Here is a 16241-nt window from a genome sequence, read left to right as displayed (position 1 = left end):
GTCGAGGCGGCCGGAAGAGGGCTGCGACCGCCCAGCGCCACACCATGAGGCATCGGATGTTCCATCCATGTCAATAGGCGGTTCACGATTCACTTCAGCGAGCATCGAACCCCTTGAGAGCTAAACCGCTAAATCAGCTGCCCAATACCAAGAGGCGTCCACGATTGGACATTCAGCAGCAGGAAGGCACTCTGCACGATTGATTGACAGTCGTAGCAGGCGCCTCTACGTTCCTTCTCGATTAACCGGTACATGCAAGTCATCCTCCGAACGGGAGTGCCGCTGTGCATGGTCACCCCCAGGACTCGACGGCACGCGAAGGGGCGCGGCATGGCGCCGCGCCCCTCGGTCCTCGACTTACGCCCCTACGAAGGAGGTGGGGCGGTCGACGCCCGCGGCACCAGTGACGGTGTCGCGACGGGCCTGGACGTCACGTCGTGACCGGCCAGCACCTCGAACAGCACCCGCGCCACCTGCGCCCCGAAGCCGTGCACGTCGTGGCTCATCGCCGACAGCGTCGGATGCGTCAGCCGGCACAACTGGGAGTCGTCCCATGCCAGCAGCGACACGTCGTCCGGCACGGAGACGCCCATCTCGGCGGCGACACCGAGTCCGGCGACCGCCATGATGTCGTTGTCGTAGAGGATGGCCGTGGGGCGCCCGGCGGACAGCAGCAGGGAGCGGGTGGCGCGTGCGCCGTCCTCGCCCGAGAATCCCGTCTCGATGTGCGGCCCTCGCTCCAGGCCGAGTTCGGCCATGGTCTGCTCGAACGCGGTCGTCCGGATGGCGCTGTGTCCGAGCCCGTGGGGGCCGCCCACGTGTGCGATGCGCCGGTGCCCCAGCACCGCGAGGTAGCGCACCGCCTCGGCGACGGCGGCGGCGTCGTCGGTCCACACCGATGGGAACCCGCCGGTGAGGGACGGGTGGCCGACAGCCACGGCCGGGAGGCCGATGTGCCGCAGCGGAGCGATCCGGGGATCCTCCTGATGGAAGTCGACCAGGATCGAGCCCCCTACCTGCCGCTCCCGCCACCAGCGCTCCTGCAGCCCGATCTCCTCGTCGAGCGAGCCGACCAGACGCAGCAGCAGGGAGCAGTCGCGTTCGGCCAGCACGCTCTCGATGCCGGAGACGAACTCCATGTAGAAGGGCTCCAGGCCCAGCAGCCGGGCAGGCCGGCAGATCGCCAGCCCGACGGTGTCCACCGACTGGCGCGACAGGCTGCGGGCCGAGGAGTTCGGAGCCCAGCCGAGCTGCCGGGCCACCGCGAAGATCCGCTCCCGGGTGGCGTCCGAGACCCCCGGCTTGTCGTTAAAGGCCAGGGAGACGGCCCCCTTGGACACGCCGGCGGCCGCGGCCACCTCCTTGATGGTGACGCGTACGGACTGTCCGCTCACGCCGGTTCCACGCAGAAGAGTGCCGCTCGCACGGCGTTGGCCCCGGTGTCGGTGGCACCCGAGACCCTCAGCCGGAGCCGCTCGCCGGGGAGCAGGGTGCGTAGCCCGGTGTCGCAGACCGCCTCGGGGCCGAGCCGGTCGGCCTTCAGGAGGAGGTCACGTACGAGGGTGTGTGCGGTTACCACGACCTCGACATTACCCGTCGCGGCACCCATCGGGGACTCCACGGCCACGTCGTAGTGCGGTACCGGGTATGCGAACTCCCGATCCCTCACGGAGAAGTGCACGCTCCGCAGATCCTCGCTGTCGGCGACGAGGAACTCCTTGGCCGACTGCGGTGCGGGGGCCAGGTCCCGCGGCACCGCCCGCCGGTGAACCGAGCGTGCGGCGACGGTCACGTCGAGCACGTGCTCGACCGCCTCGGTGCCGTCCGCCCGCAGCCGACGCAGGGTCACGCGCGTATGCCAGGGCTCGGCGGCCTGGTTGACGACGGCGAGTACGGGGCCGTCGTCGCCGTCGCCGGGCTGGAGCGTGAGGAGCCGGTCCGCGTAGACCCTGCGCAGCTCGTGGTAGAGCGGCTTCAGCCGGCCGTCGCCGTCGATGGCCGACCATGAGCTGACCGGCCAGCAGTCGTTGATCTGCCAGACGACGGTGCCGGCGCACACGGGCCAGTGGGAGCGCCAGTGCTCGATCCCGGTGGCGATCGCGCGGGCCTGCACGACCTGGGTGAGGTAGTGCCAGCGGTCGAAGTCGCCCTCGGGGAGCGCGAAGTGGCGCTCCACGCCCCGGTTCAGCTTGTCGTTGCCGTCCTCGGCCTTCTGGTGGTGCAGCATGCCGGGCGAGTCGGGCGCGAGCCGTTCGCCGGGCAGCGCGCGTCGCAGGGTCGCCATGGCGGGCGGGGCCTGCCAGCCGAACTCCGACACGAAGCGGGGCACCGAGTCGCGGTACTCGGCGTAGTCCCGGCGGTTCCAGACCTCCCAGGAGTGATGCGTGCCGTGGGCCGGGTCATTGGGGTGGTGGTCCCAGGAGCCCGACCAGGGGCTGCCGGCGGTGTAGGGGCGGGTGGGGTCGAGTTCGGCGACGATCCGCGGGAGCAGGTCCAGGTAGTAGCCGCCGCCCCAGGAGTCGCCGCGCAGCTCGGGCTCCCAGTCCCAGTCGCGGAAGCCCCAGAGGTTCTCGTTGTTGCCGTTCCACAGGACGAGTGAGGGGTGCGGCATGAGACGGACAACGTTGTCGCGCGCCTCGGCCTCGACCTCGCCGCGCAACGGCTGCTCCTCCGGGTAGGCGGCGCAGGCGAAGAGGAAGTCCTGCCAGACCATGAGGCCCAGTTCGTCGCAGGCGTCGTAGAAGGCGTCGTCCTCGTAGATGCCGCCACCCCAGATCCGCACCAGGTCCACGCCCGCGTCGGCGGTCTGGCGCAACCGGGTGCGGTAGCGCTCGGGGGTGATCCGGGACGGGAAGACGTCGTCGGGGATCCAGTTGGCCCCGCGCGCGAAGATCCGTTCGCCGTTGACGACGAAGGTGAAGCCGGTGCCGTGCCGGTCCGCCGAGCGGTCCAGCTCCACAGTCCGGAAGCCGATGCGCCGGTGCCATGAGTCGAGGTGCCGTTCCTCGGGACCGTCGCCACCGTCGCTCTCCTCGACCAGCGCCAGTTCCAGGTCGTACAGGGGCTGGTCGCCGTAGCCGCGGGGCCACCACAGCGAGACGTCGGGCACCTCCAGCGTCAGTACGGCGCGTGTCCCCTCCACCACGGCGCGCGCCTCGGCGAGACGGTCTCCGAGGCCGGCCCGTACGGCGAGCGGGCGGGCCGTCCCCCGCACGGTCCGCTCGATCTCGACGCGCACCTCGACGCGGCCCGTGCCGCCGTCGACCGTCACCAGGGGGCGCACGTCTGTCAGCCGGGCCGTCGACCACCGCTCCAGCCGGACCGGGCGCCATATCCCGGCGGTCACCAGGGTCGGACCCCAGTCCCAACCGAAACTGCAGGCCATCTTGCGGATGTACTGGAACGGCTCCGGATAGACGTTGGGGCGCTCCCCCGTCACCGCCCGCACCGAGGCCGCCTCGTCGTAGGCCGAGGCGAAGTCCACGGCCAGGAGTCCATGGTGACCGGTGACGTCGAAACGGTGGCGCCGGTGCATGTTCCGGGTACGGCCCAGTTCGCAGCCGCCCAGGGTGATCGTCGCGGCGGTGTCCAGGCCGTCGAAGACCAGGTCGGTCCGCTCGTGCTCCTCCCCGGCGGTGTCGGTGGTCAGCAGGTCGCGGACGTAGGTCCAGTCGCGTTGTCCGACCCAGGCCACTTCGGTCTCGTTGGTGCCGAGAAAGGGATCCGGGATCAGGCCGGCCGTGAGCAGATCGGTGTGGACGCAGCCGGGAACCTGGGCGGGCAGCAGGTTCTCGCGGTGGCGGAGGCTCCAGCCCTCGGCGAGCGGGACGACTTCCATCATGTACGGCTCCTTCGGCGGGACGGGCCCGGGATCGTAGGCGACGCGGTTCAACCTAACCCCACAGAAGTGAACCGGTCTAGTCATCTCAGAGCACGAGGAGCCGTTGCGAAGACGCAGGCGGCTCCCGCTCGGCCCACCCACCCACTCCACGCCAGGTAACGATTGAGTATCGCGAGCGATTAGAGAGCTTTACCGGTTCATGAGCGGCTGACATAGTCGCCGTCAGCCACCACCGGAGCCCGAGCCGTAATCCTTGGAAAGGAGCTGGGCACATGGGGAAGAGGACGCTGAGCCTCGCACTGCTCGCCACCGCGATACTGACCGTCGCGGGGTGCAGCGGAGGGGGGAGCGCGGACGCCGGCGAGACCGCCGCCGCGCCGGTGAACCCGGACGGCGTCTCGGGGGACATCACCGTGCTCACCAATCGCACCGACCTGGTCGAGGACGGGACGATGAAGAAGTACGCCGCCGAGTTCAACAAGACCTACCCCGACGTGAAGGTGAAGTTCGAGGGCCTCACCGACTACGAGGGGGAGGTGAAGATCCGCATGAACACGGAGGACTACGGCGACGTCCTGCTGATCCCGTCGGCGGTGGCCAAGGGCGACTATCCCAAGTTCTTCGCACCGCTCGGCGAGACCTCGTCGATGAAGCCCACCTACCGCTTCACCGACAAGACCGACGTCGGCGGCAAGACCTACGGCATCGCCACTTTCGGAACCGCCAACGGCCTGGTGTACAACAAGGCGCTGTGGAAGCGGGCCGGGATCACCGACTGGCCGACGACGACCGAGCAGTTCCTCGACGACCTCGAGACCGTCAAGGACAAGACCGGGGCGACTCCGTACTACACCAACTTCAAGGACGGCTGGCCGCTGGAGAGCCCCTGGACCAACAGCGTCGGCTCCATCAGCTGCGACACCCGGGGCCACGACAAGCTCGCCGACATGGACGAGCCGTGGGCCGAGGGCAACGACCTCAACGCCCTCGACACCCTGCTCTACGACATCGTCCACGAGAAGCTGTCGGAGAACGATCCGGCCACCACCAACTGGGAGAGCTCCAAGACCCTTCTGGCCAAGGGCGAGGTGGGCAGCATGGTGCTCGGCTCCTGGGCCGTCAACCAGATGCGGGACGCGGCCGAGAAGGCCGGCCAGAACCCTGACGACATCGGCTTCATGCCCCTCCCGCCCCAGAAGGACGGCACGTTCTGCTCCACCCTGGTCTCCGACTACCAGCAGGCCGTCAACATCCACTCCGACCACAAGGAGGCCGCACGGGCGTGGATCGACTGGTTCACCGAGGAGTCCGGATACGCGGCCAAGGAGGGTGCCGTCTCCGCCCTGAAGTCCGAGGGCATGCCGGAAACGCTCAAGGATTACGTTGACAACGATGTCAAGCTGATCGAACGCTCCGCGGCGCGGACGGCCGAGGTGGACGCCATCGACAACGCCTCCGAGATCGGACTCAACAAGCCGGACTACCGCAAGAAGCTGATCGACATCGCGCGCGGCGCCACCGACGGATCACTCGAGGGCTATCTCGACGACCTGAACAAACGCTGGTCCGAGGCCAAGCAGACCGCCGGCTCCTGATCCCGGCACCCGCCTGCGCCCAGCATCCGCCGGGTCCCCTCCCCGCCTTGCCGGTGAAACGGGACCCGGCACCCGGTGCCCTCAGCGGACGACGAAAGGCCCTGGCTCCGCAATGACCCGAACCGGTTCCGCCGCTTCACCACCCGCCCCGGCCGCCGCGCCGGGCCGGACCGGAAAACGCCCCTCCCTGCACCGCGCATTGGCCGGCTCCTCGTGGCTCGACCGGCCGCTGCGCAAGCTCACCCCGTGGCTGTTCCTGCTGGCGCCCCTGGCCCTGCTGATCACGTTCACGTACGTGCCGGTGGGCAACATGATCTACTACAGCTTCACCGACTGGGACGGTGTCAGCCCGGACCGCAACTACGTCGGTACGGAGAACTACACCGAGATCTTCACCCGGCCCGAGTTGCTACGGGTGTTCGCGGTGAGCCTCTACTACCTGGCAGCGTCCGTCGTACAGATCGTCATCGCCCTGTACTTCGCCGCCGTCCTCAGCTTCGACCTGCGCTTCAGGAACCTGTTCAAGGGCATCCTGTTCTTCCCGTACCTGATCAACGGCGTCGCCATCGGCTTCGTCTTCCTGTACTTCTTCCAGGACGGCGGCACGCTCGACTCGGTCCTCTCCTGGTTCGGCGTCGGCACCGACCATGCCTGGCTGGGGACTCCGGAGTCGGCCAACACGTCCATGGCCGGGGTGTCCGTGTGGCGCTTCACCGGCCTGAACTTCGTGCTGTTCCTCGGCGCGATCCAGTCGATCCCCGGCGAGCTGTACGAGGCCGCCCAGTTGGACGGGGCGAGCCGCTGGAAGCAGTTCCGGCACATCATCGCGCCGGGCATCCGCCCGGTGCTGAGCCTGAGCGTCATCCTGGCGATCTCCGGCTCGTTGTCCGTCTTCGAGATCCCGTACATCATGACCGGCGGTGCGACGGAGACCTCGACGTTCGTCATCCAGACGGTGAAGTACGCCTTCCAGTTCAACAAGACCGGCCTGGCCTCGGCCTGTGCGGTGGTGCTGCTGGCGATCATCCTGCTGATCATCTGGATCCAGCGCCGCCTCGTGCCCGACGAGAAGGTGGATCTCGTATGACCCTCACCGCCCCCACCCGCCGCGCGCGGGAGCAGACGCGCCGCCGCCCGCGCGTCAGCACCGCCCTGACGTACCTGTCGCTGGTCGTCGCCTCCCTCGTGGTGCTGCTGCCGCTCGTCGTGATCTTCCTGACCTCGCTCAAGTCCTACGGGGAGATCTCCGACGGCCAGGGCGCCCTCGCCCTGCCGGACGACTGGCTCAACTTCTCCAACTACGCCACGGCCTTCACCGACGGCCACATGATGACGGCCTTCGGCAACACCGCCTTCATCCTGCTGTTCTCCATCACCGGCACCGTGATCATCGGCTCGATGACCGCGTACGCCGTCGACCGCTTCGACTTCCGCCTCAAGAAGCTCGTCATGGCCCTCTTCCTGATCGCCACGCTGGTGCCGGCCGTGACGACCCAGGTCGCCACCTTCCAGGTCGTCAACAGCTTCGGGCTGTTCAACACCCGCTGGGCCCCGATCCTGCTGTACATGGGCACCGACATCGTGGCCATCTACATCTTCCTGCAGTTCATCCGCGGGATCCCGAAGTCCCTCGACGAGGCCGCGCGGCTCGACGGCGCCAACTCGTTCACCATCTACCGCAAGATCATCTTCCCGCTGTTGAAGCCGGCCATCGCCACCGTGGTGATCATCAAGGGCATCACCACGTACAACGACTTCTACATCCCCTTCCTCTACATGCCCAAAGAGGATCTGGGGACCATGTCAACGGCCCTGTTCCGGTTCAAGGGCCCGTTCGGGGCGCACTGGGAGAACATCTCGGCCGGAGCCGTCCTCGTCATCGTGCCGACCCTCGTGATCTTCCTGTTCCTCCAGCGCTACATCTACAACGGCTTCGCCCAAGGAGCCACGAAGTAGCCCGTTTCCCCGCCGCCCCGGTTCTGTTGTCTGTTGGACGAACATACGGGGTGCTGCAGCAGGCCGGCGACAGCCCGGACGGTGTCGCTCATGTGCTCACGGCGGAGGAGGTGGCAGGCCGGGGCCCGACGGTCCACAGGCGGGCGGTGCCGTGCTCGACACGGATACGACGTGAGGAGTGACCTTTGCGCTGTCGCTGATGCATCTCCTCGCACCAGTCGGGGGCGTTCTTCGCGTGCGGTGCGGGGGTGTCACCACCCGGCCGCCGGACTGGGCGCCCAGTCCCTGGGAGCCGGCCTCGGCGAGAATCCCCACCGCGGGCCCGCCGGCCAGAGGCCCGACCAGCCCCAACTGGCGTGCGTGGATGATGTCCGTGCAGCTCGCGGGCCTTGCTGGGCTGCACCACAGCACGCGCCCTTCGCCGTCCGTGACCACCATCGGGGACTGCTGCACGGACAATCGACACCTGACCCGAGCAAGGCCGGACCGCGCGTGAGGGCACGGCACGCGTCTGCCCTGCCGTCACGTCGTCGAACGTCAGGAAACGGGGAGCCAGGCTGACAGGCGCTTGGCAATGACCGGTACGTCAACCTCGTCCTGCGCGACGTCCTCGACGAACGGACCGGCAACGGAGACGGGCGGCGGGACGGCCCCGGCGCTCACGCCGTTGAACCGCAGGAAGACACGCATGGCGAGCCAGGCGGTGCGCTTGTTGCCGTCGATCAGCGCATGGTTGCGGGCGACGGAGTGCAGCAGTGCCGCAGCCTTCTCGTGCAGCGTGGGATACAACTCGGCGCCGAACACATTCGTGCGGGGTCGCTCGATCGCCGACACCAGAAGGCCCATGTCACGCACACTGTGCTCGGTACCGTTGACCGCGCGGGCGATGGCCAGGATCTCGTCGACCTGGAGGTAGCGCACGTCCGTCACTTCAGGTAGTCCAGGATCTCCGCATCGCTGTCCATCAGCTCGGCCAGGACATCATCGACCTTCAGCTCGGCCCGGTTCTGGGCGTCACGGATGGCCTCGATGGCAAGCTCCTGCTTGCTGCGCCCCTCCCGACGAGCCCGCTCGGTGAGCTTCGCGTCAAGGTCGTCGGGGAGTCGGAGTGTCATCGCCATACAGCCATGATACCTGACCGGTATCACAGTGACGCGGTGGAGTCGCGTTCCCTAGCAACGCGCGGCCGAAGATGGTGGCTCGCAGCGCGGGCGGAGGTGCAGCAGAGACTTCCGCCTCGAGCCCTCACACGTCGCCTCCCTCGCTGCGCAGCGAGGGCTGCCAGAGCAACTGCCAGCGGTCGTCCGTGAACGTGTTCCAGCAGCGCGTGCACACAGGCCGCTGCGCCGCAGCCCCGGGAAAGCCGCGTTTCGTTTGCAGCAGGTGTGCTCTGGCGCCCGCTTCCGGAAGGCTTCGCCGAAGCCCGTACTGGCGTGAAGCGGACCGCTCACATGGGTGACGCCTCTCCCTCGACAGCACTGCTCGTACGTGTGCCGGACAGCCGGCAGTTTTCACCGCGCGGAAGACAGTGGGGCCTACTCACGAGATCAGCCGATGCCTCTCCGCCTCGCACGCGGGTGTTGCGCCCCGCATGCTCCCTTTGACCCCGGTTCACTCCATCCGGGCCAACCAGACCGTTTCACTGTCCGTGGGTTCCCCCCTCTTTCAGGATCGGTCTGCGACAGGCGCGACCGGTGGCATCCCTTTGTTCCGCTTTGTGATGCCTGCCGCGCGGGCGAAGCGACGGACAGGAGAAGGGGGACCGGAGTGCATCTGACTCCGCATGAGCAGGAACGTCTGTTGATCCACGTGGCGGCCGATGTCGCCCAGCGGCGGCGTGAACGCGGTCTGCTGTTGAACTATCCCGAGGTCATGGCGCTGTTGACGGCGCACGTCTATGAGGAGGCACGGGCCGGGGCAACGGTTGATGCGGTGATGGAGTCCGGGCGCCATGTGCTGCAGCGCAGCGAGGTCATGGACGGCGTGCCGGAGATGATCGACAACGTCCAGGTCGAGGCGACGTTCCCGGACGGCACGAAGCTGGTGACCATCCACGATCCGTTCGATGAGGCGTCCACCAAGGTGGATATTCATCCCGGCAAGCCGGAACTGCTGCCGGACGAGGACGAACACCGGGTGGCCTTCAACGAAGGAGCGACGCCCGTGCCGCTGGTGGTGCGCAACCCCAAGGACCGTCCGATCCAGGTGGGCTCCCACTTTCACTTCGCCGAGGCCAACGACGGACTCAAGTTCCGCCGTGAGGCGGCCCACGGCATGCGGCTGCACATCCCTTCCGGTACATCCGAACGGTTCGAGCCCGGCGACAAGCGCACCGTGATGCTGGTGCCGATCGCCGGTGAGCGGATCGTCCACGGGCTGCAGGCCGACAAGAGCGAAGAGGAGAAGCACCTCGATGCCGGACAGGACTGAGAAGAACAAGGCCAAGAAGGACAAGCCCTGGGACCCACTGCTGCGTTCCCGCTACGCCGACCTGTACGGGCCGACCGCCGGCGACCGGGTCCGGCTCGCCGACACCAATCTCGTCCTGCGCATCGACGCCGACTGGTGCGGCGGCCCGGGGATCAGCGGGGATGAGATGGTCTTCGGCGGCGGCAAGGTGATCCGCGAGTCGATGGGCCAGTCGCACATCCCCCGCGACGACCCCCGCGAACCGGTGGACACCGTGATCACCGGCGCTCTGATCCTGGACCACTGGGGCGTGGTCAAGGCCGATGTCGGGCTGCGCGACGGCCGCATCCGGGCCATCGGCAAGGCGTACAACCCCGAGACCATGACGGCGCCGGCCAGCCGCGACCCGCGCGCGTCGGCCTTCGTCGTGGGGCCCGAGACAGAGGTGATCTCCGGCAAGGGCCGCATTCTGACCGCGGGCGGCGTGGATACCCATGTGCACTTCCTGTGCCCGGAGCAAATCCACGAGGCGGTCGCCTCGGGGGTGACGACACTGATCGGCGGAGGCACCGGGCCCGCCGAGGGCAGCACGGCCACGACCGTCACACCGGGCAAGTGGCACATCCAGCGCATGTTCGAGGCGCTCGACGCCTTCCCGGTCAACATCGGCCTGCTCGCCAAGGGCAGCACCATCTCCGAGAAGGCGCTGCACGACCAGGTCGCGGCCGGCGCCCTCGGTTTCAAGATCCACGAAGACTGGGGCGCGACGCCGGCCGTGATCGACGCGGCCCTGAACGTGTGCGAGGAGACCGGGGTCCAGGTCGCCCTGCACGCCGACTCCCTGAACGAGTCCGGCTTCGTGCACCACACCTTCGCCGCGACCAAGAAGGACCGCAGGACCAAGGACGCCAAGTACAGAAGCCTGCACATCTTCCACATCGAGGGAGCCGGCGGCGGCCACGCCCCCGACATGATCAGCCTCGCGAGCAAGCCGAACGTGCTGCCCGCGTCGACGAACCCCACCCGGCCCTTCACGGTCAACACCGTCAAGGAGCACGTCGACATGATGATCGTGTGCCACCACCTCAACCCGGAGGTCGAGGCGGACATGAAGTTCGCCGACTCCCGGATCCGGCCCTCCACCATGGCCGCCGAGGACCTGCTGCATGACATGGGCGCCATCTCGATGATGTCCTCCGACGCCCAGGCCATGGGCCGCATCGGCGAGATGATCATGAGGACCTGGCAGACGGCGCACGTCATGAAGTCCCGCTACGGTCACCTGCGCGAGGACGACGCGCGCGCGGACAACTTCCGTGCCCGCCGCTACGTCGCCAAGTACACGATCAACCCGGCCATCACCCACGGCATCGACCACGAGGTCGGCTCCGTCGAGACCGGCAAACTCGCCGATCTGGTGCTGTGGGAACCGAAGTTCTTCGGCGTCAAGCCGCACATGGTCATCAAGGGCGGCCAGATCTCCTACGCCCAGATCGGCGACGCCAACGCCTCCATCCCCACCCCGCAGCCCTACCTCCCGCGCCCCGTCTGGGGCTTCAAGGGCCGCGCTCCGGCGGCCAACTCCTTCAACTTCGTGGCCGAGACAGCCCTGGACGGCGAACTCTCCCGGATCGGGCTGCTCAAGCCCCTGCACCCGATCCGCTCCACCCGGGAGGTCACCAAGGCCGACATGGTCCACAACAACGGCGTCCCGGAGATCGACATCGACCCCGACACCTTCGACGTCACCATCGGCGGCGCCACCACGTCCGACGTCCGCACCACGGTCGACGGGCAGGAAATCGGACGCAACTACGCCACCGAACTGCCCCTGGCACAGCGGTACTTCCTCTTCTGACCACCACGGCCGGAATCGGTCACGCCCGCGCGACCGATTCCGGCACCTCCTCGCGAAAGGCGGTCCCGTCGCCCCATGAGCCGCACTGCCCTGCTCGTCCTGGCCGACGGCCGTTTCCCGGCCGGCGGGCACGCCCACTCCGGCGGAATGGAGGCCGCCGTCGCTTCCGGCCGGGTCCACGACACCGCGAGCCTGGAGGCGTTCTGCCGGGGCCGGCTGCATACCGCCGGACTGGTCGCCGCCGGCCTCGCCGCAGCCGCCGCCGACGGCTGCGACGCCCTCGCCCTGGACGAGGCCGCCGACACCCGCACCCCCGTACCGGCGCTGCGCCGCATCGCACGCCGTCTGGGCCGGCAGCTGATGCGCGCGGCCCGGGCCACCTGGCCCAGCACCGACCTCGACCACCTCGCCCGACACCGGCCCCAGGGCGCCCACCAGCCGGTCGTGCTCGGCGTCACCGCCCGCGCCGCCGGACTCGCCCCGCTCGACGCCGCCCGGGCCGCCGCCTACGACAGCGTCGGCGGCCCGGCGACCGCCGCGGTGCGCCTGCTGAGCCTGGATCCGCTCGACGCCACCGCCGTCCTGGCACGGCTCGCCGGCGAACTCGACACCGTCGCGGACGCCGCGGACGCCGCGGCGCGCCGCGTCACCGCCGAGGGCGTCGGCGTCCTTCCCGCCGCCTCCGCTCCCCTGCTGGACATCACCAGCGAGCAGCACGCCGCCTGGACCGTCCGGCTCTTCGCCTCCTGACCAGCCCCGACCGACGCATGGAGCCTCCTCGTGCACCTCGACCACCCCGTGACGATGCCGCACCGCCACACCCACAGCGCCGAACCGCTGCTCGCTGACGGCGGCCGCCGCGCCCTGCGCATCGGCTTCGGCGGGCCCGTCGGCTCGGGCAAGACCGCGACGGTGGCCGCCCTGTGCCGCGCCCTGCGCGACCGGCTGTCCATCGCCGTGGTCACCAACGACATCTACACCCAGGAGGACGCGGCCTTCCTGCGCCGTGAGGCTGTGCTGCCACCGGAGCGCATCACCGCCGTGGAGACCGGAGCCTGCCCGCACACCGCCATCCGCGACGACATCTCCGCCAACCTCGAAGCCGTCGAGCAGCTCGAACAGGACCTCGGCCCGCTCGACCTGATCCTCATCGAGTCCGGGGGAGACAACCTCACCGCGACCTTCTCCCGCGGGCTCGTCGACAGCCAGGTCTTCGTCATCGACGTGGCCAGCGGCGACGACATCCCCCGCAAGGGCGGCCCCGGCATCACCACCGCCGACCTCCTCGTGGTCAACAAGACCGACCTGGCACCGTACGTGGGAGCCGACCTGGACACCATGAGGGCCGACACCCGCAGGCAGCGGAGGGACCTGCCGTACGCCTTCACCAGCCTCACCACCCCCGACGGCATCCAACCGATCGCCGACTGGGTCACCAGTTGCCTCGCCGCCTGGCACGCCACCGGATCCGCCCGGTGAACCTCACCACCGCGAAGACGCCGGCCGTGATTCCGGCGCCGGCCGACGAACCGCTGCGAGCCGACGGTGGCCCCCACGGTCGGCACTCCACCGAATCCGCCCCGGCGGACCCGTCCGGCGTCACCGCGACCGCCCAGATCCGGGCCGCCCACAACGGCCGCACCACGACGGTTCCGCTCCTGCACAGCGACGGTCCTTTCCACCTGCGCCGGCTACGGGCCCGCGGAGAGCAGGCACGTGTCTGTGTACTCGGCGCGATGAGCGCACCGCTCGGCGGAGACCGGCTCGCCCTCGACATCACCGCCGGGACACGGGCCCGACTGGAGGTGACCACGGCCGCCGCCACCATCGCCCTGCGCGGCCCCACAACCATCCCCGCCACGTACGACGTACGGATCAGGGTGGACGACGACGCGACCCTGCACTGGCTGCCCGAACCCTTGATCAGTACTCGGGGCAGCACCCTGCACCAGACGTTCACCGTCAACCTCGCCCCCACCTCCCGTCTGGTCATGCGGGAGGAACAACTCCTGGGCCGCTCGGGCGAGGTGCCGGGCTACCTCACCACCCGCCTGGCCGTACGCCGCGGCGGGCGACCACTCCTCGACCAGCAGGCCGCCTACGGCTACCCAGCGCCGGCGTGGGACGGCCCGGCCGTTCTCGGAGCCCACCGGGCGACGGGGCAGCTCCTCCTGGTCGATCCTGGGCTGGGCACGCCCCAGGAGCCGCATGTCATCGGCGACGACCCGGCCGAGGGACACGCGGTACTGACCCCTCTCGCCGACCCCCAGGCCCTCATCGCCATCGCCGTCGCCCCGACACCGGCCCAGCTGCGCCACCTCCTCGACACCGTCCTCGCCTACGCCTACGAGACGCCGAGGCCAGATGCCGACGGCGAGCAGTAGATCCATGAACGACGTGAACGCCGAACCGGAGGACAGGAACATGGGACGAGCACTGATCGTGGTGGACGTGCAGAACGACTTCTGCGAAGGCGGCAGTGTTCCCGTGGCAGGCGGCGCCCTGGTCGCCGTCAAAGTCCGCGACTTGGTCGGACGCGCGGCAGAAGCCGGCTATCAGTACGTCGTGGCGACCCGCGACCACCACATCGACCCAGGAGACCATTTCTCCGACACCCCCAACTTCAAGACCTCCTGGCCCGTGCACTGCGTGGCCGGCACGCAAGGCTCCGACTTCCACCCGGACTTCCTCCCCGCCGTACACGCCGGAGCCCTTGACGCTGTCTTCTACAAGGGTGCCTACGAGGCCGCCTACAGCGGTTTCGAAGGCGCCGACGAAGAAGGGACGGGATTGACCGCGTGGCTGCGCGAGCACGGCGTCACCACCGTGGACGTCGTTGGTATCGCCACCGACCACTGCGTGAAGGCCACCGCCCTGGACGCCGCCGCAGCAGGATTCACCACCCGAGTCCTGCTGGACCTGACCGCCGGCGTACACCACGACACGATCCAGCAGGCTCGCGACGAACTGAGCCAAGTTGGCGTGGAACTGTCCGGCACACCCGTGGTCGCGGAGGCTTAGAAGCCTCCCAGTGAGTGGAACACACGGGTCTGCCGCACGATCGGGTGACATCTGAACTGGCTTGCCCTGTGGGGCGGGCAGGCCCAGCCACCGTCACCGTTGTGGTGGTCGGCGAGATAGTCGCCGATGCGCACCATCAGCTCGCGGTGCTCGGGTAGAGCACCGCGAGCCAGGGTCGGGGCGGCGACGGCGGGCAGGAAGAGTCACTGCAGCTCTGGCCCCCGGCCTGCCGGTGCCGCGCCAAGCTGGCCCGTGGGTGAGCCGGGACGACTATGTGCGATATCTGGAGAGCTACGTCGTCCATCACCGACTCGACGTCCGGGGTGACCACCCTGGTGCAGCGCATCGAACGGGCCGAGCCGGGTTCAGGAGCACAGTGGCTGGTTCACACCCACGACGGCCCGATGACTGCCGATGCGGTCGTGGTGGCCACCGGCCGCTGCCACACCCCGAACGTCCCGCACTGGACGGGGCGTTCGACCTTCACCGGCACGCTGCTCCACTCGGCCCACTACCGCTCTCCGGCCCCCTACCGCGGGCCGCACGTCCTGGTGGTCGGCGCCGGTAACAGCGGTACCGAGATCGCCGGCGTCCTCGCCGGGGCGGGAGCCGAACGGGTACGGATCGCAGTCCGTACCCCACCCAACATCTTTCCCGCTTCAGCGCCCGATGGCACGCGGTCGGCCGGCTGACGGAGATCCTCCCGCTCACGTGGCGCGACCGCACCTCCCTGCTCACGCAACGTCTCGCGGTGCCCGACCCGGCCTCCCGCGGGCTGCCGCGGCCCCGCACGGGCCTGTACACCCGCAATGCCCGCGAAGGAGTCAACCCGGTGCTCGACCACGGCTTCGTGGACGCCGTCCGGTCAGGGTGGGTCGAGCCGGTCGCAGCCGTCCAGGCGTTCGACGGCCCCGACGTGTTACTGGCCGACGGCACCCGACTGCGACCCGACACGGTCATCGCCGCCACCGGGTACCAGCCCAACCTGCACGACCTGGTCGGGTCCCTGGGCGTACTCAACGAGGACGGGCAACCTCTCGCCGTAGGAGCACTGACCCGTCCCGAAGCCGCGCGCCTGTACTTCACCGGATACACCAATCCACTCACGGGTGTCCTTCGTCAGGCCGGCATCGAAGCGCGCGCCATCGCGCGCGCGTTACGGCGCGAGGCGGTGCAAGTCCCCCTTCCCTCCACCCGCGTGGGCGACCGCACGACCGACACACTCCGCAGAGGGCACGCTTCGAGCTGGCGGGGCCTCGGGAGCTCGGACCTTCAGCGGCGGCGTCCCCCGCGGGGCGAGTGGATGGCATCGCGCATACGGCGGCACAGTCCCTGTCCTCCCAGGCCGACGACCAGGACCCGGCGGCCGGTGGATCGCGCCCATGCCGTGCAGAAGAAGACCAGCTCAGGGACCGTTTTCCGGCTCATTGCTCCGCGTGCCTGCGCCGAGAGCGTCAGGAACAGGAGTCCATTCCTCCTCCTCACTCGCGACCGGCATTCGGGGCTTCAAGGACGACTTCCTCCTGCGCCACCGGGATGTGCTCGAGCAGTCGCAGCAGGG

Annotated in this window: 14 protein-coding genes; 10 read left to right on the top strand and 4 right to left on the bottom strand. The window is 69.0% G+C overall.

The genetic code is table 11. From position 1 onward, the window contains the following. Positions 1–365 precede the first annotated feature (365 nt). Both OIE75_RS29060 and OIE75_RS29055 read right to left on the bottom strand, forming a co-directional pair. The gene (locus OIE75_RS29060) at positions 366–1394 is read right to left on the bottom strand and encodes a LacI family DNA-binding transcriptional regulator (RefSeq protein ID WP_307015548.1); all 1029 of its coding nucleotides are present in this window, start codon (positions 1392–1394) and stop codon (positions 366–368) included. Beyond that, a complete protein-coding gene (locus tag OIE75_RS29055; protein ID WP_329472614.1) occupies positions 1391–3841 on the bottom strand; it encodes a glycoside hydrolase family 2 protein in 2451 nt (816 codons plus the stop codon). The genes OIE75_RS29060 and OIE75_RS29055 overlap by 4 nt, the downstream gene beginning before the upstream one ends. Positions 3842–4113: 272 nt before the next feature. Here OIE75_RS29055 and OIE75_RS29050 point away from each other — a divergent pair, with 272 nt between their 5' ends. The 3 genes from OIE75_RS29050 (at position 4114) to OIE75_RS29040 (ending at position 7392) form a co-directional block, all read left to right on the top strand. Beyond that, positions 4114–5436: an ABC transporter substrate-binding protein gene (locus OIE75_RS29050; RefSeq protein WP_329472613.1), complete on the top strand. Its 1323-nt coding sequence runs from the start codon at positions 4114–4116 to the stop codon at positions 5434–5436. 112 nt (positions 5437–5548) lie between these two features. Beyond that, positions 5549–6523: a carbohydrate ABC transporter permease gene (locus tag OIE75_RS29045; RefSeq protein WP_329472611.1), complete on the top strand. Its 975-nt coding sequence runs from the start codon at positions 5549–5551 to the stop codon at positions 6521–6523. Continuing rightward, the gene (locus OIE75_RS29040; RefSeq protein WP_329472609.1) at positions 6520–7392 is read left to right on the top strand and encodes a carbohydrate ABC transporter permease; all 873 of its coding nucleotides are present in this window, start codon (positions 6520–6522) and stop codon (positions 7390–7392) included. The genes OIE75_RS29045 and OIE75_RS29040 overlap by 4 nt, the downstream gene beginning before the upstream one ends. A gap of 537 nt (positions 7393–7929) precedes the next feature. Here the strand turns inward: OIE75_RS29040 and OIE75_RS29035 are convergent. Both OIE75_RS29035 and OIE75_RS29030 read right to left on the bottom strand, forming a co-directional pair. Next, positions 7930–8322 carry a type II toxin-antitoxin system death-on-curing family toxin gene (locus OIE75_RS29035; RefSeq protein ID WP_307015543.1) on the bottom strand — a complete coding sequence of 131 codons (393 nt, stop codon included), beginning with the start codon at positions 8320–8322 and terminating at the stop codon, positions 7930–7932. Beyond that, entirely contained in the window at positions 8319–8513 is a 195-nt protein-coding gene (locus tag OIE75_RS29030; protein ID WP_037672007.1) for a ribbon-helix-helix protein, CopG family, read from the bottom strand. The genes OIE75_RS29035 and OIE75_RS29030 overlap by 4 nt, the downstream gene beginning before the upstream one ends. A gap of 646 nt (positions 8514–9159) precedes the next feature. On the opposite strand from OIE75_RS29030, the gene OIE75_RS29025 reads away from it, so the two are divergent. The 7 genes from OIE75_RS29025 to OIE75_RS28995 all read left to right on the top strand — a co-directional run bounded on the left by OIE75_RS29025 (position 9160) and on the right by OIE75_RS28995 (position 15372). Beyond that, complete coding sequence (locus OIE75_RS29025) at positions 9160–9822, top strand: urease subunit gamma (RefSeq protein ID WP_329472607.1); 663 nt, start codon at positions 9160–9162, stop codon at positions 9820–9822. After that, positions 9806–11659, top strand: coding sequence for an urease subunit alpha (locus OIE75_RS29020; RefSeq protein WP_329472605.1), 1854 nt, complete (start codon positions 9806–9808; stop codon positions 11657–11659). Before OIE75_RS29025 ends, OIE75_RS29020 begins: the two co-directional genes overlap by 17 nt. Positions 11660–11734: 75 nt before the next feature. Beyond that, a complete protein-coding gene (locus tag OIE75_RS29015) occupies positions 11735–12409 on the top strand; it encodes an urease accessory protein UreF (protein ID WP_329472604.1) in 675 nt (224 codons plus the stop codon). A gap of 30 nt (positions 12410–12439) precedes the next feature. Beyond that, positions 12440–13138, top strand: coding sequence for an urease accessory protein UreG (ureG, locus tag OIE75_RS29010; RefSeq protein WP_307015539.1), 699 nt, complete (start codon positions 12440–12442; stop codon positions 13136–13138). Beyond that, positions 13135–14043: an urease accessory protein UreD gene (locus tag OIE75_RS29005; RefSeq protein WP_329472601.1), complete on the top strand. Its 909-nt coding sequence runs from the start codon at positions 13135–13137 to the stop codon at positions 14041–14043. The genes ureG and OIE75_RS29005 overlap by 4 nt, the downstream gene beginning before the upstream one ends. Before the next feature lie 40 nt (positions 14044–14083). Beyond that, complete coding sequence (locus OIE75_RS29000; protein ID WP_307018173.1) at positions 14084–14680, top strand: isochorismatase family protein; 597 nt, start codon at positions 14084–14086, stop codon at positions 14678–14680. Positions 14681–14952: 272 nt separating this feature from the next. Continuing rightward, positions 14953–15372 carry an NAD(P)-binding domain-containing protein gene (locus OIE75_RS28995; protein WP_329472600.1) on the top strand — a complete coding sequence of 140 codons (420 nt, stop codon included), beginning with the start codon at positions 14953–14955 and terminating at the stop codon, positions 15370–15372. The last annotated feature ends 869 nt before the right edge of the window (positions 15373–16241 follow it).

Origin of the sequence: Streptomyces sp. NBC_01723 (assembly GCF_036246005.1) — a bacterium.
Lineage (GTDB): Bacteria > Actinomycetota > Actinomycetes > Streptomycetales > Streptomycetaceae > Streptomyces.
This window is presented reverse-complemented; position numbering and strand designations above follow the sequence as displayed.